Below are 16,485 nucleotides of genomic sequence, written 5' to 3'. Positions count from 1 at the left end.
TTTCCCGGTACTCCTCCCAAATTTGTGACTTCCTTTTCTGTCTGCGCCGCAGGTTAGTTATGATGACGTGATTCCGCTGACAGGTAACCTGAACATGACGCACCCTCTTTTTTCCGTTTTATCTCCGGTACTTGAGCAACCAGAAGGCGTCCGGCAGGTCTTTTTTGCCGGTGCCCAGCATCCAGTGCCGGAGCTGGCGTATCAGGTAGGTTTTCCGCGTCTGGAGCTCATCCTTGAAGGGGATCAGATGATGGAATGGGAAAATGAGCAGGGCGTGAGTCAGGTTGTCCGGATGCAGGCGGGAGATGCGTTATTCGTGCCCGCAAAAGGCTGGAACAGTCCGCAGTGGCAAACGCCGGTTCGCACGCTGAGCCTGTTATTTGGCAAACAGCAGCTGGGTTTCAGCCTGCTCGGCTGGGACGGCAAGCAGTTTGATTCACGTGAAATAGGCAATACCGGCAGGCGCGGGCCGCGCGTGGGCGCTTTTATGTTGCAGGCGCTCAATGAACTGGCTTGGCACCGGGCGGATCAGCGGACGGCGCAGTTCCTGGTGAAAGGATTACTGAGCCACGCGCTGGATTTATTCAGTTCCTCGGCGCATACCGCCTCACGCAGTCAGGCGCTTTTCGGCGCGATACGCCAGCATATCGAAGAGCATTACCGCGAACCGCTCACGCGGGATTCCGTCGCCAAGGCGTTTTATATTTCACCGAATTATCTGTCACATCTGTTTCAGAAAAGCGGCGGGATTGGGCTGAACGAATACCTGAACTATGTGCGGCTGGAGCAGGCAAAAAATCTGCTGAAAGGGTATGACATGAAAGTGAAAGAAGTCGCCCATGCCTGCGGGTATATCGACAGCAACTATTTTTGCCGCCAGTTTAAGAAAAGCACCGAACGTTCCCCTTCCGAATACCGCCGCCAGTATCGCAGCCAGTTTGAGAGTCTGGAGCCGTAAACGCGCTGATGGCCACTATTATGCGAGAACGATGTGCGTACCCTGCGGAGATGCGGCGATCTTTTTCACGGCGGCCATGACTTTTTCCGGCGTGCGCAAAAAAGTGTGAATGCCTGTCTGTACGCAGCGGCTGTGAGTAAAACGGTCACTGTTTTCCAGTTGGATCTCTGTGATAAGCAAAACGATATCCGCCTGAGCAATATCGCTTTCCGAAAGCACGTTCTCGACACCCAGCGCGCCCTGCGTCTCCACTTTCACCTGCCATTTTTCCTGCAAGCACAGCTTTTCCAGGCGTTCTGCCGCCATATACGTGTGTGCGACACCGCTGATGCAGGCGGTGACTCCGACCAGTTTTAATGACATTTACCGCTCCCCGTAGCTGGAAATTTTACCCGCCCATCGTCACGGTATACCCATCGCTTTCAGCCATTGCGCGCAATGGCGCAAGTGCGATGGCATCCGGCACCGGTGTTTTGTGCATCGAATAGGTTTTTCCTAATAACGGATATTTTGCTTCTCCGTATTTGTGGAAGGGTAACAGATGGATTTCATTTAAGTTGAAGGGTTTAAGGAAATCCAGGATCTGCCGCAGGTTTTCCTTTGTCAGCGTATAGCCGGGGATCAGGGGAACACGCGGAAGCACTTTCACATCGCGTTGGGTCAGTGCCTTAAAATTCTCCAGCACCCGGGGCTGATTCATGTTGAGCAGGGTGCGGGCCCGCGTGGCGTCCATGATTTTGAAATCAAATAAAACCTGATCGCAGTGATCAACCACCGAAAGCAAATGATCCCGAGGGACATCGCCTGCGGTTTCGATGGCCGTGTGGATCCCGAGGCCCTGTAATTCCTTCAACAACTCGCGGGCAAAAACAGGTTGCATCAGCACTTCGCCACCGGAAAGCGTGATGCCACCGCCGGATGAGCGGAAAAAAACTTCATCCCTGAGCAGCCGGGACATCAGCGCTGGCAGCGTAATGTCTTCGCCTACATATTCCAGTGCGCCGCTCGGGCACTCCTGCGGGTCTTGCAAGCAAGTCCGGCAGTTCAGGCATTTCGCCTGACGTTTGATGGTCTGGATCCGGGGCGACATGGATTCCGGGTTGGCGCACCACGGGCAGCGGTGCGGGCAACCTTTAAAGAAAACCATCGTGCGGATCCCCTGACCGTCATTGAGAGAAAAACGCTGAATATTAAAGATGCGTCCCGTCAGGGATTTTTCAGCGGTTTCACAAGCTCCGTTGACCGTGGGGATCCGCAGGTCAGAGCTGGTGCGCGGTGCGGCCGATAATGTCATCCTGAATCTCCTTTGACAGTTCGACAAAGAACGCGCTGTATCCGGCGACCCTGACCACTAATCCGGCGAAATCCTGCGGACGCCTTTGCGCTTCGCGAAGCTGTTCTGCATTCACCACGTTGAACTGAACATGCTGTAATTTCAGATGGGTGAAAGCACCGAGAAAATCAGCCAGCTTATTCAGACCCTGTAAACCTTCCAGCGTTGATGGCGTAAATTTCACGTTCAGCAGCGTGCCGTTTGAGAGCAGCGTGTTGTCGAGCTTGCTGACGGATTTCAGTACCGCGGTTGGCCCCTGATGATCTTGCCCGAGCATAGGCGACAGGCCGCCGTCGGCCAGTTGTTCGCCCGCAAAGCGCCCGTCCGGCGTCGCACCGACGACCGCGCCGAGCGGGACGTGAGCGGAAACGGTATAGGACCCCGGCGTAAACTGGCCACCGCGCGGGTTGCGGTACTGTTCGACTTCTTTGCAATAAAACCGCAGCAAGTCGGCGCTGATCAGGTCAACTTCATCGATGTCGTTGCCGTATTTCTCGAAGCGGTTGATCAGGCGGGCGCGGATCGCGCGGCCTTCTTCGCTGGCGAAATTCTCTTTCAGCGAGGCAAGCAGTTCATCAAAGCTCAGGCGTTGCTGATCAAACACCAGCCCTTTCAGCGCATGCAGTGAGTCACTGAGGTTTGCGATACCGATGCCCTGAACGCCGGAAAAATTATAGCGCGCGCCACCGGCAGTAATGTCTTTCCCGCTTTTCAGACAACCTTCAATGAAAGACGACAGCAACGGAACCGGTGCCCAGTCGCGGTGGCCGATATCGCAGATATTGCTGCCCTGCGCCATCAGTTTCACGTAGTGGCTGATTTTCTGGCGGATCTGTTCCACCAGCTCAGCATAGGTAATCGCAGAATTTCCTTCGTTCTCATGCAGCGTTAACTCCATGACTTTCAGCAGGTTGAACATCGCAATGTCATGCAACCCGTACGTTTTCCCTGGGATAGATAATTCGACGCAGCCGACAACCGCATAATCCCTGGCATCTTCGAGGCTCACGCCGCGGTTCAGGAAGGCCGGAACCACCACTTCATCGTTGAAGATTTGCGGAATGCCGGTGCCGAGACGGATAGTTTCGGCTGTTTTCAGCAGGAAAGGGCGGTCGATCAGCTCGTTCACCCGCACGCCGAGATTGGGCTGTGGCAGGCAGATGCTCTGATAAGCGTCCAGACACAGGAATGACAACACGTTGACCGCGCTGCGGCCCGTCTCGGTTAAGCCGCCGAGTAAAATCGTATAACCCGTTGGGAAACCGGCGAAATACCGGGCGCTTGACGTTGAACGTAACAGCACGATGTCATTGCATTTCACCCACAGGCTTTCCAGCAGCTCTTTCAAAAACGCCGGCTGTTCGCCGTGTGAAAGAGAATGCTGGTAGAACGGCAGCATGTACTGATCGAAGCGTCCGAGCGACAGCGAACTGGCGTTGGATTCGTACTGCAAAATAATATTCATGTACCAGAACAGCTGGCAGGCCTGATAGAAATCCTGCGGTTTCTTACCTGAAATATGCGTCGAGATGGCAGCAATACGTTCCAGTTCCTGCTTTCTCCGGACGTTTTCACACGCACCGGCCATCTGCGCTGCCAGCGCGGCATAGCGCAGAATATGGCGCTGAGCGGCCTGTAAGAGAATCAGTGCCGCCTGATAAAACGTATTTTCCGGCTCCTGTTCAACGTGCTGTTGTAACTCAGACACCAGATCATCCAGCCCGGTATTCAGCAGACGCGGGTAATCAATAATGATATGCCCCTGGCCTTTGTCGGTCTGGTTGATGCTGAAAATCTGCGTTTGGGTCGCTGCCTTAACGTCTTCCGGCATTTGCTGATTAATGAAATCTTTCATTGAGCGGGATTCCCAGTAAGGGAAAAGCTGCTCGCGGTAAACCTGTTTATCCTGCTCTGAAATGTTGAAACGATCCTGAGGACGGGTGGCGAAAGCATCCAGTTCTTTCAGCAACCAGTAAGGATCCATTTCTGGTGAGACGATTCCCGCCCGCGGTTTTACCGTGCGATTACCGGCGATCAGTTCGTCTTCACGCAGGGTAATTTCAACGTTGTCCAGAATGTAAGCCGTCGCTTTAGCGCGACGCAGCAGCGTGCATTCGCCTTCGGTGCAGCGATGGCTTTCGGTATACAGCAGGGCACGTTCCAGCGAAATTTCACGCGGGCTGGCGAAGAGTGCGGCTTTCAGACGTTCGATGCGGGAAGTCATCTTATTCTCCTTGTGATTAATCCGTGGCCGCCGTGCTGGCGAAGTGTGTCGCGATTTTTTCCATAATGGCGTCAGCGCGTTTTACGGCGTCACTGATTGCCACGCGAACCACAACTTTGCCTTTAAAGCGTTCTTCAAATTTGATGCCGATGTCTTTGGTAAGGATCACCATGTCGGCGGCGGCGACATCCTCCACGGTCAGTTCATTTTCCAGGCCAATAGAACCCTGAGTTTCGACTTTGCATGCCCAGCCTTTGGCTTTGGCCGCGCGTTCAATTGCTTCGGCGGCCATATAGGTGTGAGCGACGCCGGACGGGCAGGCAGTGACAGCAACAATTTTGGTCATGATTTTCACCTTTGGTTTTACGTCTGAGGTCAGTTAATTTCGAAGTCCAGATCCAGGTCTGATTCCTGATGCTTTTTAGCCGACTGCTTTTTGGCAGCCAGATACTTCAGTACGTTGACGCACACGGCGGTCACCACCATGCCGACCAGCAGGGCCGCGATATAACCGAGTTTTCCCTCTACGACGGGCAGCACAATCAGCCCGCCCCAGCCGGCATAGCATTCGGCGCCCAGCAGCGCAGCGGTCACCGCCGCACAGGCGGAGCCCACCATAATGGAAGGAATAACGCGCAGCGGGTCGGCGGCGGCGAAAGGGATCGCGCCTTCAGTGACGCCGACGCATCCCATCAGCAGGGCGGCTTTTCCGGCTTCGCGTTCTTCAGTGGAATAGTATTTGCGGCCAATCAGTGTGGCGAAACCCAGCCCCAGCGGAGGTGTGGCGATCGCGACGGCGGCAATTGCGACGACGGTATAAACGCCCTGTGACACGCAAATCAGCATAAAGGCGTAGGCGACTTTATTGACCGGCCCGCCCATATCGAAAGCCAGCATCAGCCCCATAATGATGGCGAGCACGACAATGCTGCCCTGCTGCATACCTTGCAGCCAGTGAGTCAGCGAGGAAGTCAGCAGCCCGACCGGTTCCCCCAGCCCCCACATCATGATGCCCGCAGTCAGCAAGGTGCCGATAATCGGGATCACAAAGATCGGCATCACGGAGCGCAGGATCTTCGGTACCGGGATCTTCTTCAGATAGAAAACGATGATCCCCCCGAGAAGACCGGCGATGATCGCGCCGAAGAAGCCCGCACCAAAAGAAGCGCCGACCCAGGCACCGATGGCTGAAGGCGCGAGCGCAGAGCGGTCGGAAATGGAATAACCGATGTAAGCCGCCAGGAAAGGCACCATCAGCGTCAGACCGGCTACACCAATATCAAACAGTTTTTTCAGATTCGGATCGGTCGCTGCGTCAGGCACGGCACCTTTGCCGTAAAGCATGACAGAGACTGCCAGCAGAATGCCGCCCGCAACCACAAAAGGGATCATATGAGATACGCCGGTCATCAGGTGCTGACGGGTATTTTTTAGAATATTTAGCAATTCTTTCATGGTGGGCTCCGGTGTCGGGCGAAAATAACGGAACGTCCTTTTCAGCAAAACCTCGGAAGCTGAAAGGATATTGACGACCACAATAGGCCGCCGTCATGGGCGCTAATAGTGGACAAATTTGTGTTTTACTGGACTTTTGTAAGCTCAGTTCAAAAATGCGAGCAGGTTCAAATAACCCGAGTCTGAGGGAGGTTTTTACGTCAGAACGCAGTGTGAGCTGCCTCGCAAAAAGCGACGGACATTACATTTGTCCAGTGTTTGTCATTTTTGTCTGGTAGCAAGTTGGCCCGCCAGACTCCTATCCTGCAATGAGCCGGTTTATCCGCCGGAATTTGGGATGAGGATTCAGAAATGACCAAGAAGTTGAGCTTCACCTGCGTACTGGTAAATGGTGTTCATGCCCGTCCGGCCAGCCATATTGAAACGCTGTGCAATGGATTTGATTCTTCTTTTCACTGGCACAATGCCCGTTCTGACCGCAAAGCCGATGGCAAAAGTGTTCTGTCGCTGATTGGCGCGGATATTTTGCTGGGTGATGAATGCCACGTCACCGTGGAAGGGGAAGACGAAGAAGCCGCCTTTGCCGCGCTGGCGCATTTTATTGAACACCAGTTTCCGCTGTGTGATGAAGCCCTGCCGGAACATGATGATCAGGCGGAGCGGGAACCTCTTCCTGAATCTCTGGCACATCTTTCCCCGCTGGTCTTTCGTGCGCGTTCCGTCAGTGAAGGCTGCGCATTGGGGAAACTGGTCAGCCTTGCCCGCGTGAATCTGGCGACGCTGGCGGATTTACCCGAGACGCAAGGCACCGATAAAGAACAGAGTTTACTTTCTCACGGGCTGACAGGGCTGGAGAAATCTATCGAACTTCAGCTGATGGCAGGGAATGGCACGGTGACCGCCGTGCTGGAGGCGCACCGTTCTTTGCTGCGTGATAACAGCCTGCGTGACGCGCTGCATAAGCATGTCATGGAAGGAAAAAGTTGCGCGCAAAGCATCGTGGAAACGGCTCAGCATTTCAGCGAACAGCTGGCGCAATCTTCCAGTGCCTATCTGCGTGAACGCGAACTGGACATTCGTGATGTCAGCTTCCAGCTGTTGCAGCAAATCTATGGCGAGGATTGTTTTGCGTCCCAGCAAAAACTGAGTGAAGCGAGCATTTGTCTGGCGGATGAACTGACGCCAAGCCAGTTTCTCGAACTGGATAAACAACACCTTAAAGGATTACTGCTCGGCAGCGGTGGCAGCACATCGCACACGGTGATCCTCGCGCGGTCTTTCAATATTCCCACGCTGGTTGGGGTCGACCCGCAGCCATTACAGGCGTATCTGCGGCAGGATGTGCAGATTGACGGCGATCTCGGGCTGGTGGCTTGTGCGCTCAGTGAGCCGGTAAGGCGCTATTACCGTCAGGAAGAACATGTCCGTCAGACATTGCGGCAGCAGCAGAGTGCCTATCTTGATAAACCGGGATACACCGCCGACGGCGTGCGCCTGGAGGTCGCGGCGAATATCGCGCATTCGGTCGAAGCCGATGCGGCGTTCAGTAACGGTGCCGAAGCGGTAGGGTTGTTCCGGACGGAAATGCTTTATATGGATCGCGCGAGTGCGCCTTCTGAGGATGAGCTGTACAACATTTATTGTCAGGCAACGGAAGCGGCAAAAGGCAAAACTATTATTATCCGCACGATGGATATTGGCGGCGATAAACCGGTTAATTACCTGAATATTCCGGCTGAAAACAACCCTTTCCTGGGCTACCGCGCTGTCCGTATTTATCAGGAGTTCCTGCCTTTATTCCTCACGCAGTTGCGCTCTATTTTGCGTGCTTCCGCACACGGCCCGCTGAAAATCATGATCCCGATGATTTCCTCAATGGAAGAAATTTTATGGGTGAAAGACCGGCTGGCGGAGGCCAAACAGTCCCTGCGCAATGAACAGATCCCGTTTGATGAAAAAATCCCGTTCGGGATCATGCTGGAAGTCCCGTCGGTGATGTTCATCATCGATCAATGCTGCGAAGAGATTGATTTCTTTAGCATCGGTAGCAATGACCTGACGCAATACCTGCTCGCCGTCGACCGCGATAACGCCAAAGTTACCCGCCATTACAACAGCCTGAATCCGGCATTCCTGCGTGGCCTTGACCACGTCGTACGCGAAGTGCATCGCCACGGGAAATGGATTGGCTTATGCGGCGAACTGGGCGCGAAAGGTTCCGTACTGCCGCTGTTGGTCGGCCTCGGGCTGGATGAAATCAGCATGAGTGCGCCGTCGGTGCCGGTGACGAAAGCGCGGCTGGCAAAACTCGACAGCCGGGAATGCCGTCAGTTGCTCAACCGTGCCATGCAGTGCCGCACGTCGCTTGAGGTTGAACATTTGCTGGCGCAGTTCCGTATGGCCGTGAACGATGCACCGCTGATCACCACAGAATGCGTGGCGCTCAATGCGGACTGGCGCAGCAAAGAGGAAGTGATTAAAGGCATGGTCGATAACCTGATGCTGGCCGGACGTTGTCGCTATCCGCGAAAACTGGCAGCAGACGTTTGGGCGCGGGAAGCCGTATTTTCGACCGGACTGGGTTTCGGTTTTGCTATCCCGCATACCAAATCAGAACATATCGAACAATCGACAATCAGCGTCGCGAAGTTGCCTGAACCGGTGCAGTGGGGCGATGAAGAAGCGCAGTTTGTCATCATGCTGACCCTCAATAAGCACGCGGCAGGTGACCAGCATATGCGGATTTTCTCAAAGCTGGCGCGCCGGATTATGCATGACAGTTTCCGGGATGCGCTGATGAATTCGACCACGGCAGCGCAGATTGAAACGCTGCTGAAACAAGAGCTTGAACTCTGACAGGAGAGGATATGGAACTGTATCTGGATACCGCTGACATCAGCGCAGTAAAACGTTTATCCCGCATTTTGCCGTTACAGGGCGTGACCACAAACCCGAGCATTGTGGCAAAAGCCCGGACGTCATTATGGGAAGTCCTGCCGGCGCTGCGTGATGCTTTAGGCGGTGAAGGAAAACTGTTTGCGCAGGTGCTGGCAAATCAGGCAGAACAAATGGTTGAAGAAGCCGAATTGCTTCATTCACGCGTCCCGGGGCTGGTGGTGAAAGTTCCGGTTACGGCAGAAGGGCTGGCAGCCATTAAAATCCTGCGTACCCGAAAAATTCCGACGCTGGGAACCGCCGTGTATGGTGCAGGTCAGGGGCTGCTTTCGGCGCTGGCAGGAGCGGAATATGTTGCGCCGTACGTGAACCGTCTCGATGCGCAGGGCGGAGACGGGATTGAGATGGTGACGCAATTGCAGAAATTGCTGACGTTGCATGCGCCGCACGCCAAAGTGCTGGCCGCCAGCTTCAAAACGCCGCGTCAGGCGCTTGATTGTCTGCTGGCCGGATGCCAGTCCATAACAATTCCGATGGACGTCGCCGAGCAGTTTGTCAGCGCACCGGCGGTTCAGGCGGCGGTAGTTAAATTCGAAGAAGACTGGCAGGGCGCATTCGGTCAGTTGTCGCTGCGTTAAATATGGCTGCGACTCTGCATCTGCAAGTAATCTAAATCTGCAAGTAAAAAGCCCGGCAGGAAAACCTGCCGGGCTTCTGATATTTGATGCCTTAATTACGCAGTTATTGCGATGACTTCACGCCATACTGTGCAAAGAAATCCAGCATACGCTGCCAGCCATCGTGAGCGGCTTCGGCGTTATAGCTCGGCCGATAATCGGCATAAAAAGCATGTCCGGCTTCAGGGTAAACGACGATTTCCGCGTTAGCATTGGCCGCGCGAATGGCCTGCCGCATGGTTTCGACGGTATCCAGCGGAATGCCGGTGTCCTGACCGCCGTACAAACCTAACACCGGCGCATCAAGCGCAGCGGCACGGTCAACCGGGTTGGTCGGGCTGGTCAGCGTTTTGTTGCCGACCAGTTTTCCGTACCACGCCACGCCCGCTTTCAGTTGCGGGTTATGCGCCGCATACAGCCACGCGATCCGGCCACCCCAGCAGAAACCGGTAATCCCCAGTTTGGAAATATCCCCACCGTGCTGCGATGCCCAGTGCGCGGTGTGGTCGAGATCGGAAAGTACCTGCTGATCCGGCACTTTGCTGACCAGTTTTTCGAACAGCTCGCTGATTTCGGTGTAATTGCGCGGGTCGCCCTGACGGAAATACAGCTCAGGCGCGATTGCCAGATACCCTTGTTTTGCCAGACGGCGGCAGACATCCTGAATATGTTCGTGAACGCCAAAAATCTCCTGAACCACCAGAATGATCGGTAATTTTCCGGAGAATTGTTCCGGCCGGGCGAGATAGGCAGGAAGATCTTCACCCTGCGAAGGAATGGTTGTCTGACCGGCGTGAAGCCCGTCGGTGTCGGTATGAATAGTCGTGCTGGCAACCGGTGTCACGGCAGGGGCAAAGCTGGTCGGAGCCTGTTTCAGCGTCAGTAATTCTTCTTCTTTTTTCATCGTGGTCTCCATGCAAGTGTCCATACGGAAATCTGGCTCTATGGATTAAAACTATAGCCCGAAAGCGGGAACAGCAAGGCAGAACAGATGTTCTATAGTTAAAAGTTATGCAGGAAATATGTCAGGGAAGAACCATAGAACGTCCGAATCTTTCATGAGGAGTCATGTTCAATGTCGAAATCACCGTCTAAAACGACCAAGAAAAGCGAGCCAAAACCGGTAAGCCGCGCCCCCGCCACGGGCAGTCAATCTTCTCAACCCGGCCTGGGCAATCTCGCGCCATCCGACAGTGCTTATCAGGCTTCACCGCAACCCACGCCGCCCGGCAAAGAACCAACCGCCTCCGGCAGTGCCAAAAGCCCGGAGAACACTAACGCCAAACTCGATGCGCTGGAGCGACATCGAAAAAATGGTGAGAAGCAGCCGCTGACCACCAATCAGGGCACTAAGATTGCTGATGACCAGAACTCGCTGAAAGCCGGCAGCCGGGGGCCGACGCTGCTGGAAGATTTCATCCTCCGCGAGAAAATCACCCATTTTGACCATGAGCGGATACCTGAACGTATCGTTCATGCGCGCGGTGCCGCCGCGCACGGTTATTTCCAGCCTTACCGCAGCCTGAAAGCGGTCACAAAAGCCAGTTTCCTCTCCGACCCGAAAAAGATAACGCCGGTCTTTGTGCGTTTCTCGACGGTGCAGGGCTCGAAAGGGTCAGCAGATACGGTTCGTGATATTCGCGGCTGGGCCACCAAGTTTTATACCGATGAAGGGATTTATGATCTGGTCGGCAATAACACGCCGGTCTTCTTCATTCAGGATGCCCATAAATTTCCTGATTTTGTCCACGCCGTAAAACCCGAGCCGCACAACGAAATTCCACAAGGTGCCAGCGCGCATGACTCCTTCTGGGACTATGTTTCCCTCCAGCCCGAAACGCTGCATAACGTTTTTTGGGCGATGTCTGACCGGGGCATTCCGCGCAGTTACCGCACGATGGAAGGTTTCGGGATCCACACTTTCCGCTTTGTGAATGCCAAAGGGAAAGCGACGTTTGTCCGTTTTCACTGGAAACCGCTGGCGGGTAAGGCTTCTCTGTTGTGGGACGAGGCGCAGAAACTGGCAGGGAAAGATGCCGATTTCCACCGGCGCGATTTGTGGGAAGCCATCGAAGCCGGCGATTATCCCGAATATGAACTGGGCGTTCAGCTGATCCCGGAAGAGGACGAATTCAAGTTTGATTTCGATTTGCTCGACCCGACCAAGCTGATCCCTGAAAAACTGGTGCCGGTGGAGCTTGTCGGGAAAATGGTGCTTAACCGTAACCCGGACAACTACTTCGCGGAAACCGAGCAGGTCGCTTTCCACCCGGGACACGTTGTGCCCGGCATTGATTTTACAAATGATCCGCTGTTGCAGGGGCGTCTGTTCTCCTATACCGATACGCAAATCAGCCGTCTGGGGGGGCCGAATTTCCATGAGATCCCGATTAACCGGCCAACCTGCCCGTACCATAATTTTCAGCGCGACGGGATGCACCGGCAGGATGTCGATACCAATCCGGCTAATTACGAGCCGAATTCAATCAACAATAACTGGCCGCGAGAAACGCCACCGGCTGCGTCGGGAGGCGGATTTGAAAGTTACCCTGAGCGTATTGATGCTGAAAAAATCCGGCAGCGAAGCGAATCATTTGCAGAATACTATGCGCATCCGCGGCTGTTCTGGCTGAGTCAGACTCCAGTGGAGCAGGACCATATTGCCGGGGCATTCTCCTTTGAGTTATCCAAAGTGGTACGGCCGTATATTCGCGAACGCGTGGTGGATTTGCTGGCGCACGTTGACCAGACTCTGGCGGCTATCGTTGCGAAAAATCTGGGCATTACACTTTCGGCGCAAACGAGGAAGGTTAAGCCTCCGAAACCGGTTAATGGCCTGGAAGCAGATCCGTCACTGAGTTTGTACGCCAGCGGAAAAGGGACGATAAAAGGGCGTCAGGTGGCGGTGCTGCTGGGCGAAGGCGTGAATGCTGCAGATGTGCTGGAAACTTTGCAGGCGCTTCAGGCTGCGGGCGTTCATCCCAAACTTCTGGCCAGCCATCTGGGAAATGTAATTGCCGATGATGGTTCGACATTGCCGGTAGATGCCACGTTTGCCGGTTCGCCGTCCATTACCGTGGACGCCGTTATTGTGCCTCACGGACACATCGATGCTTTGCTGATGAACGGTGATTCCCGCCATTACGTGCTTGAAGCCTATAAACATCTGAAAGTTATCGGGCTGAGCGGAGACGCCCGTCGCTTTAAACCGCTGCTGGGGCTGACGGATGACGTACCGGAGGACGGGATTATCGAAGGCGAAAAGGCGGAAGGAAAATTACTGAAAGCGTTCCTGAAAGAAATGGCAAAACATCGCGTCTGGTCGCGCAGTGCGGCAGCCGGAGCCGTTCCGGCCTGAGTTGAATTTTAATCAGCCTCACCGGCAGGCGGCGTCATTCATCAGTGATATGGCAACGCCTGCTTTTATTTCTCCGTTCGGGAAATACTTCATCCTGCAAAGCATCAGTCTGCTTAAAATTTCGGCGTAATACATTTAATTTGTGATTTGCGTCACAAATTAAATGTATGCGTGATTCTTGTTGTTACATCATAGTGACTGCCGTCACGAAATAACGTCACAATGTTCAGTACAGTTGCCGGGTGTTCCTCCTGCCAATAAATGACCTTACTTACAGAGGAGTTTGTTATGTCTCAGCCTGAAGTTTTCCACCTTGGCCTGGCCAAAAAAGATTTAAACGGTGCCACGCTGGCGATTGTTCCCGGCGACCCTGAGCGCGTGGAGAAAATTGCCAAACTGATGGAGAACCCGGTGCGTCTGGCTTCTCATCGCGAATTTACCTCATGGCGTGCTGAGCTTGACGGCAAATCTGTGATCGTTTGTTCAACCGGTATCGGCGGCCCGTCTACGTCCATCGCGGTGGAAGAGCTGGCACAGCTGGGTATCCGGACTTTCCTGCGCGTGGGTACGACCGGCGCTATTCAGCCGCATATCAATGTGGGCGATGTTCTGGTCACGACGGCTGCTGTTCGACTTGATGGCGCGAGCCTGCACTTTGCACCGATGGAATTCCCGGCTGTCGCCGATTTCGCCTGTACCACGGCGCTGGTCGCGGCGGCAGAATCTGTTGGCGCTGCAACGCACATCGGCGTAACCGCGTCTTCTGACACCTTCTATCCGGGTCAGGAACGTTACGACACCTTCTCTGGCCGCGTTGTTCGTCGCTTCAAAGAATCGATGAAAGAGTGGCAGGAAATGGGCGTGATGAACTACGAAATGGAATCCGCCACACTGCTGACCATGTGTGCAAGCCAGGGCCTGCGTGCAGGTATGGTTGCCGGTGTTATCGTAAACCGCACGCAGCAGGAAATTCCTGACGCGGAAACGATGAAAAAGACCGAAAGCCACGCGGTGAAAATCGTTGTAGAAGCCGCCCGTCGCCTGATCTAAAAAATACTAAAACAAACACATCACATCTGTGGGCTGCCTCTGGCGGCCCATTTTTTTGCCCCGATAATCAGATCTGTTAAGGTCGTGTTAGTAAAGTGTCTGGAATAATTTATCAATCCGGCGACTTATCTGCTGATAAACAACTGCTGATAAAAAGCCGCTGACACAAAACCGCTGACAAAAGGAACTGCTTTTTGACTGTTCACGACCTTCTGGATTACACAACGACCTTTATCCGCGCGCATCAGGTATGGGCTGCGCCGATCGTGTTCTTCCTCGCTTTTGGCGAATCTCTGGCGTTTTTATCTCTGCTCCTTCCGGCCACTTTTATTCTGTTGGGGTTGGGGGCGCTGATTGGTGAAACCGGCATTCCGTTCTGGCCGATATGGGCAGCAGCGGCGGCCGGTGCATTCTTCGGCGACTGGCTTTCTTACTGGGTCGGCGCACATTTTCAGGATCGCGTCGGGAATTTCTGGCCGTTCTCGCGCCATCCGCAAATGCTGGTTCGCGGGCATGCATTCTTCGAAAAATGGGGCATGCCGGGCGCATTTATCGGGCGTTTCTTTGGCCCGCTCCGCGCCGTAGTGCCGCTGGTGGCGGGGATCTGTGGCATGCCGCAGAAGTATTTCCAGATTGCCAACGTAACCTCCGCACTGATCTGGGCATTCGGCATTCTTGCGCCGGGCGCTTTTGGCATCCAATGGCTGAGCCGCTGGTTCTGAATCCTGCGCTGCATTGCTGAAGTCTTTAAGAGGGGCGGGCGGGAGAAATTCCTTTTTGGAAGACGTCTCGCAAAGGCGTCATGCCCCTGAAAATAGACTGGACATCCATACAGCCTGCTATTACCGTGACCGCAAGTGATTTTAAGAAGGAATACGCGTGGATATCAGCATTTTGTACGCCCTGGGCGCAGGGATAATCGGCCTGTTAGTCGGCTGGCTGGTCGCCAGTTTTCGGCAACAGCAGCAACAGGCAGAGTACGAAACACAGCGCCGGTTGCTGGAGCATTCGCTGGAGCAAGTGAAGGCGGAAAACGATGCGCACAAAAATGAGCGACAAGCCGTTCAGCAGCAAATGCGTGAAACGGAACTTGAGCTGCGCAAATTGCACAGCGCGGCGGCAGCCAGCCAGGAAAAGTTGCAATTGCTGGCCCACTGGCAAAATGAATGTGAGCAACTGAACCAGGAATTACGAGCCCAGCGTGAAATTAACAGCGCTCAGGAAGCCGAGCTGCGCGAGGTTTCTACGCGGCTGGACGAAACGCGTATGGCGGCAGAAGACAAACAGCGCCTGCTGATCAACAGTGAACAGCGCCTGAGCAGCCAGTTTGAAAATCTGGCTAACCGTATTTTTGAACAAAATGGTCGCCGGGCCGACGAACAGAACAAGCAAAGCCTCGATAAACTTCTGCTGCCGTTGCGCGAGCAGCTCGATGGTTTCCGCCGTCAGGTGCAGGACAGTTTTGGTCAGGAAGCCCGTGAACGTCACACGCTGGCGCACGAAATCCGTAACCTGCAACAGCTGAACGTTGAGATGGCGCGCGAAGCGGTGAACCTCACCAAAGCGCTGAAAGGTGATAATAAAACGCAGGGGAACTGGGGTGAAGTGGTGCTCAGCCGCGTGCTGGAGGCGTCCGGCCTGCGCGAGGGTTACGAATATCAGACGCAGGTCAGCGTTCAGGTTGATACGAACAGCCGAATGCAGCCCGATGTGGTGGTGCGTCTGCCGCAGAATAAAGACGTGGTGATTGACGCGAAGATGACGCTGGTGGCCTACGAGCGTTACTTCAACAGTGAAGATGACAGCGAGCGTGAAGCGGCGCTGAATGAGCATATCGCGTCTGTCCGCGGCCATATCCGCCTGCTGGGCCGTAAAGATTATCAGCAGCTTCCCGGTTTGCGCAGCCTTGATTACGTCCTGATGTTTATCCCCGTTGAGCCTGCTTTTTTACTGGCTATCGACCGGGAGCCAGAATTGATCAGCGAAGCACTGCGTCACAATATTATGCTTGTCAGCCCGACCACGCTGCTGGTGGCTTTGCGTACAATCAGTAATTTATGGCGCTATGAGCATCAGAGCCAGAACGCTAAACGCATTGCCGACCGCGCTGCCCGTTTGTATGACAAGCTGCGGTTGTTCGTGGATGACATGGAGTCGATGGGACAAAGCCTCGACAAAGCGCAGGGAAGTTATCGCTCAGCGATGAATAAACTCACGCAAGGCCGTGGTAATCTTATAGGGCAGGTTGAAAGTTTCCGTGCTCTGGGGGTCGAAGTTAAACGGCCTATCAGCCCGTCTCTGGCTGAGATAGCGAAAGCGGAAAATGAACCGGAAGATACCGCATCTCTGCCCGATACCTCTGATGCGGAAGAAGAACAGGCGCTGAACCCGCGTGAATAATTAAAGCTGGCAAAGGTTTCCACTGAGTCGGACTGATTCAATAAATGAATCTTTGCAATATGTTGAATCACCATCGGTGATGGGGCTTTCTAACGGGTTCTGGTACACTTCTCCCCAAGAGTTTGACTGAAAAAG

13 protein-coding genes are annotated in these 16,485 nt (G+C 54.3%); 7 read left to right on the top strand and 6 right to left on the bottom strand.

Annotation, left to right across the window (positions count from 1 at the left end):
* Positions 1-94 precede the first annotated feature (94 nt).
* Positions 95-958: an AraC family transcriptional regulator gene (locus KWG64_RS20680; RefSeq protein WP_218523007.1), complete on the top strand. Its 864-nt coding sequence runs from the start codon at positions 95-97 to the stop codon at positions 956-958.
* An 18-nt stretch (positions 959-976) separates the two neighbouring features.
* Here KWG64_RS20680 and KWG64_RS20675 read toward each other — a convergent pair whose 3' ends face one another.
* Genes KWG64_RS20675 through KWG64_RS20655 form a run of 5 tightly spaced genes read right to left on the bottom strand, consistent with a single transcriptional unit; the run spans position 977 to position 5,970 of the window.
* A complete protein-coding gene (locus KWG64_RS20675) occupies positions 977-1,321 on the bottom strand; it encodes a PTS fructose-like transporter subunit IIB (RefSeq protein WP_195825745.1) in 345 nt (114 codons plus the stop codon).
* Between the two features lie 25 nt (positions 1,322-1,346).
* A complete protein-coding gene (locus tag KWG64_RS20670) occupies positions 1,347-2,252 on the bottom strand; it encodes a [formate-C-acetyltransferase]-activating enzyme (RefSeq protein WP_218523006.1) in 906 nt (301 codons plus the stop codon).
* Positions 2,218-4,515 carry a formate C-acetyltransferase gene (locus KWG64_RS20665; protein ID WP_218523005.1) on the bottom strand — a complete coding sequence of 766 codons (2,298 nt, stop codon included), beginning with the start codon at positions 4,513-4,515 and terminating at the stop codon, positions 2,218-2,220. Before KWG64_RS20665 ends, KWG64_RS20670 begins: the two co-directional genes overlap by 35 nt.
* A 16-nt stretch (positions 4,516-4,531) precedes the next feature.
* Positions 4,532-4,861, bottom strand: coding sequence for a PTS fructose-like transporter subunit IIB (locus KWG64_RS20660; RefSeq protein WP_218523004.1), 330 nt, complete (start codon positions 4,859-4,861; stop codon positions 4,532-4,534).
* 29 nt (positions 4,862-4,890) lie between these two features.
* Positions 4,891-5,970, bottom strand: a complete 1,080-nt coding sequence (locus KWG64_RS20655; protein ID WP_218523003.1) for a PTS fructose transporter subunit EIIC — start codon at positions 5,968-5,970, stop codon at positions 4,891-4,893.
* Positions 5,971-6,321: 351 nt separating this feature from the next.
* Between KWG64_RS20655 and ptsP the strand changes: the two genes are divergently transcribed.
* Both ptsP and fsa read left to right on the top strand, forming a co-directional pair.
* Entirely contained in the window at positions 6,322-8,826 is a 2,505-nt protein-coding gene (gene ptsP / locus KWG64_RS20650; RefSeq protein WP_218523002.1) for a phosphoenolpyruvate--protein phosphotransferase, read from the top strand.
* Between the two features lie 11 nt (positions 8,827-8,837).
* A complete protein-coding gene (fsa, locus tag KWG64_RS20645; RefSeq protein WP_218523001.1) occupies positions 8,838-9,503 on the top strand; it encodes a fructose-6-phosphate aldolase in 666 nt (221 codons plus the stop codon).
* A 103-nt stretch (positions 9,504-9,606) separates the two neighbouring features.
* Here the strand turns inward: fsa and KWG64_RS20640 are convergent, their stop codons facing one another.
* On the bottom strand, positions 9,607-10,446 hold the full coding sequence (locus KWG64_RS20640; RefSeq protein ID WP_218523000.1) for a dienelactone hydrolase family protein: 840 nt from the start codon (positions 10,444-10,446) through the stop codon (positions 9,607-9,609).
* 171 nt (positions 10,447-10,617) lie between these two features.
* Between KWG64_RS20640 and katE the strand changes: the two genes are divergently transcribed.
* The 4 genes from katE to rmuC all read left to right on the top strand — a co-directional run bounded on the left by katE (position 10,618) and on the right by rmuC (position 16,350).
* Entirely contained in the window at positions 10,618-12,900 is a 2,283-nt protein-coding gene (gene katE, locus KWG64_RS20635; protein WP_218522999.1) for a catalase HPII, read from the top strand.
* Positions 12,901-13,188: 288 nt separating this feature from the next.
* Positions 13,189-13,950, top strand: coding sequence for a uridine phosphorylase (gene udp / locus KWG64_RS20630; RefSeq protein WP_101079380.1), 762 nt, complete (start codon positions 13,189-13,191; stop codon positions 13,948-13,950).
* A 194-nt stretch (positions 13,951-14,144) separates the two neighbouring features.
* Positions 14,145-14,672 carry a DedA family protein gene (locus KWG64_RS20625; protein WP_104924109.1) on the top strand — a complete coding sequence of 176 codons (528 nt, stop codon included), beginning with the start codon at positions 14,145-14,147 and terminating at the stop codon, positions 14,670-14,672.
* A 157-nt stretch (positions 14,673-14,829) separates the two neighbouring features.
* A complete protein-coding gene (rmuC, locus tag KWG64_RS20620) occupies positions 14,830-16,350 on the top strand; it encodes a DNA recombination protein RmuC (RefSeq protein ID WP_218522998.1) in 1,521 nt (506 codons plus the stop codon).
* The last annotated feature ends 135 nt before the right edge of the window (positions 16,351-16,485 follow it).

This window comes from Rahnella sp. PD12R (genome assembly GCF_019200965.1).
Classification (GTDB): domain Bacteria; phylum Pseudomonadota; class Gammaproteobacteria; order Enterobacterales; family Enterobacteriaceae; genus Rahnella; species Rahnella laticis.
Note: the sequence above shows the minus strand (reverse complement) of the source record. Positions and strands in the feature narration are given on the sequence as shown.

Coding starts and splice junctions, on each gene's coding strand:
- KWG64_RS20675 (WP_195825745.1), bottom strand. CDS start 1,321: ATGTCATTAAAACTGGTCGGAGTCACCGCCTGCATCAGCGGTGTCGCA.
- udp (WP_101079380.1), top strand. CDS start 13,189: ATGTCTCAGCCTGAAGTTTTCCACCTTGGCCTGGCCAAAAAAGATTTA.
- ptsP (WP_218523002.1), top strand. CDS start 6,322: ATGACCAAGAAGTTGAGCTTCACCTGCGTACTGGTAAATGGTGTTCAT.
- KWG64_RS20640 (WP_218523000.1), bottom strand. CDS start 10,446: ATGAAAAAAGAAGAAGAATTACTGACGCTGAAACAGGCTCCGACCAGC.
- KWG64_RS20665 (WP_218523005.1), bottom strand. CDS start 4,515: ATGACTTCCCGCATCGAACGTCTGAAAGCCGCACTCTTCGCCAGCCCG.
- katE (WP_218522999.1), top strand. CDS start 10,618: ATGTCGAAATCACCGTCTAAAACGACCAAGAAAAGCGAGCCAAAACCG.
- KWG64_RS20670 (WP_218523006.1), bottom strand. CDS start 2,252: ATGACATTATCGGCCGCACCGCGCACCAGCTCTGACCTGCGGATCCCC.
- KWG64_RS20660 (WP_218523004.1), bottom strand. CDS start 4,861: ATGACCAAAATTGTTGCTGTCACTGCCTGCCCGTCCGGCGTCGCTCAC.
- KWG64_RS20680 (WP_218523007.1), top strand. CDS start 95: ATGACGCACCCTCTTTTTTCCGTTTTATCTCCGGTACTTGAGCAACCA.
- KWG64_RS20655 (WP_218523003.1), bottom strand. CDS start 5,970: ATGAAAGAATTGCTAAATATTCTAAAAAATACCCGTCAGCACCTGATG.
- fsa (WP_218523001.1), top strand. CDS start 8,838: ATGGAACTGTATCTGGATACCGCTGACATCAGCGCAGTAAAACGTTTA.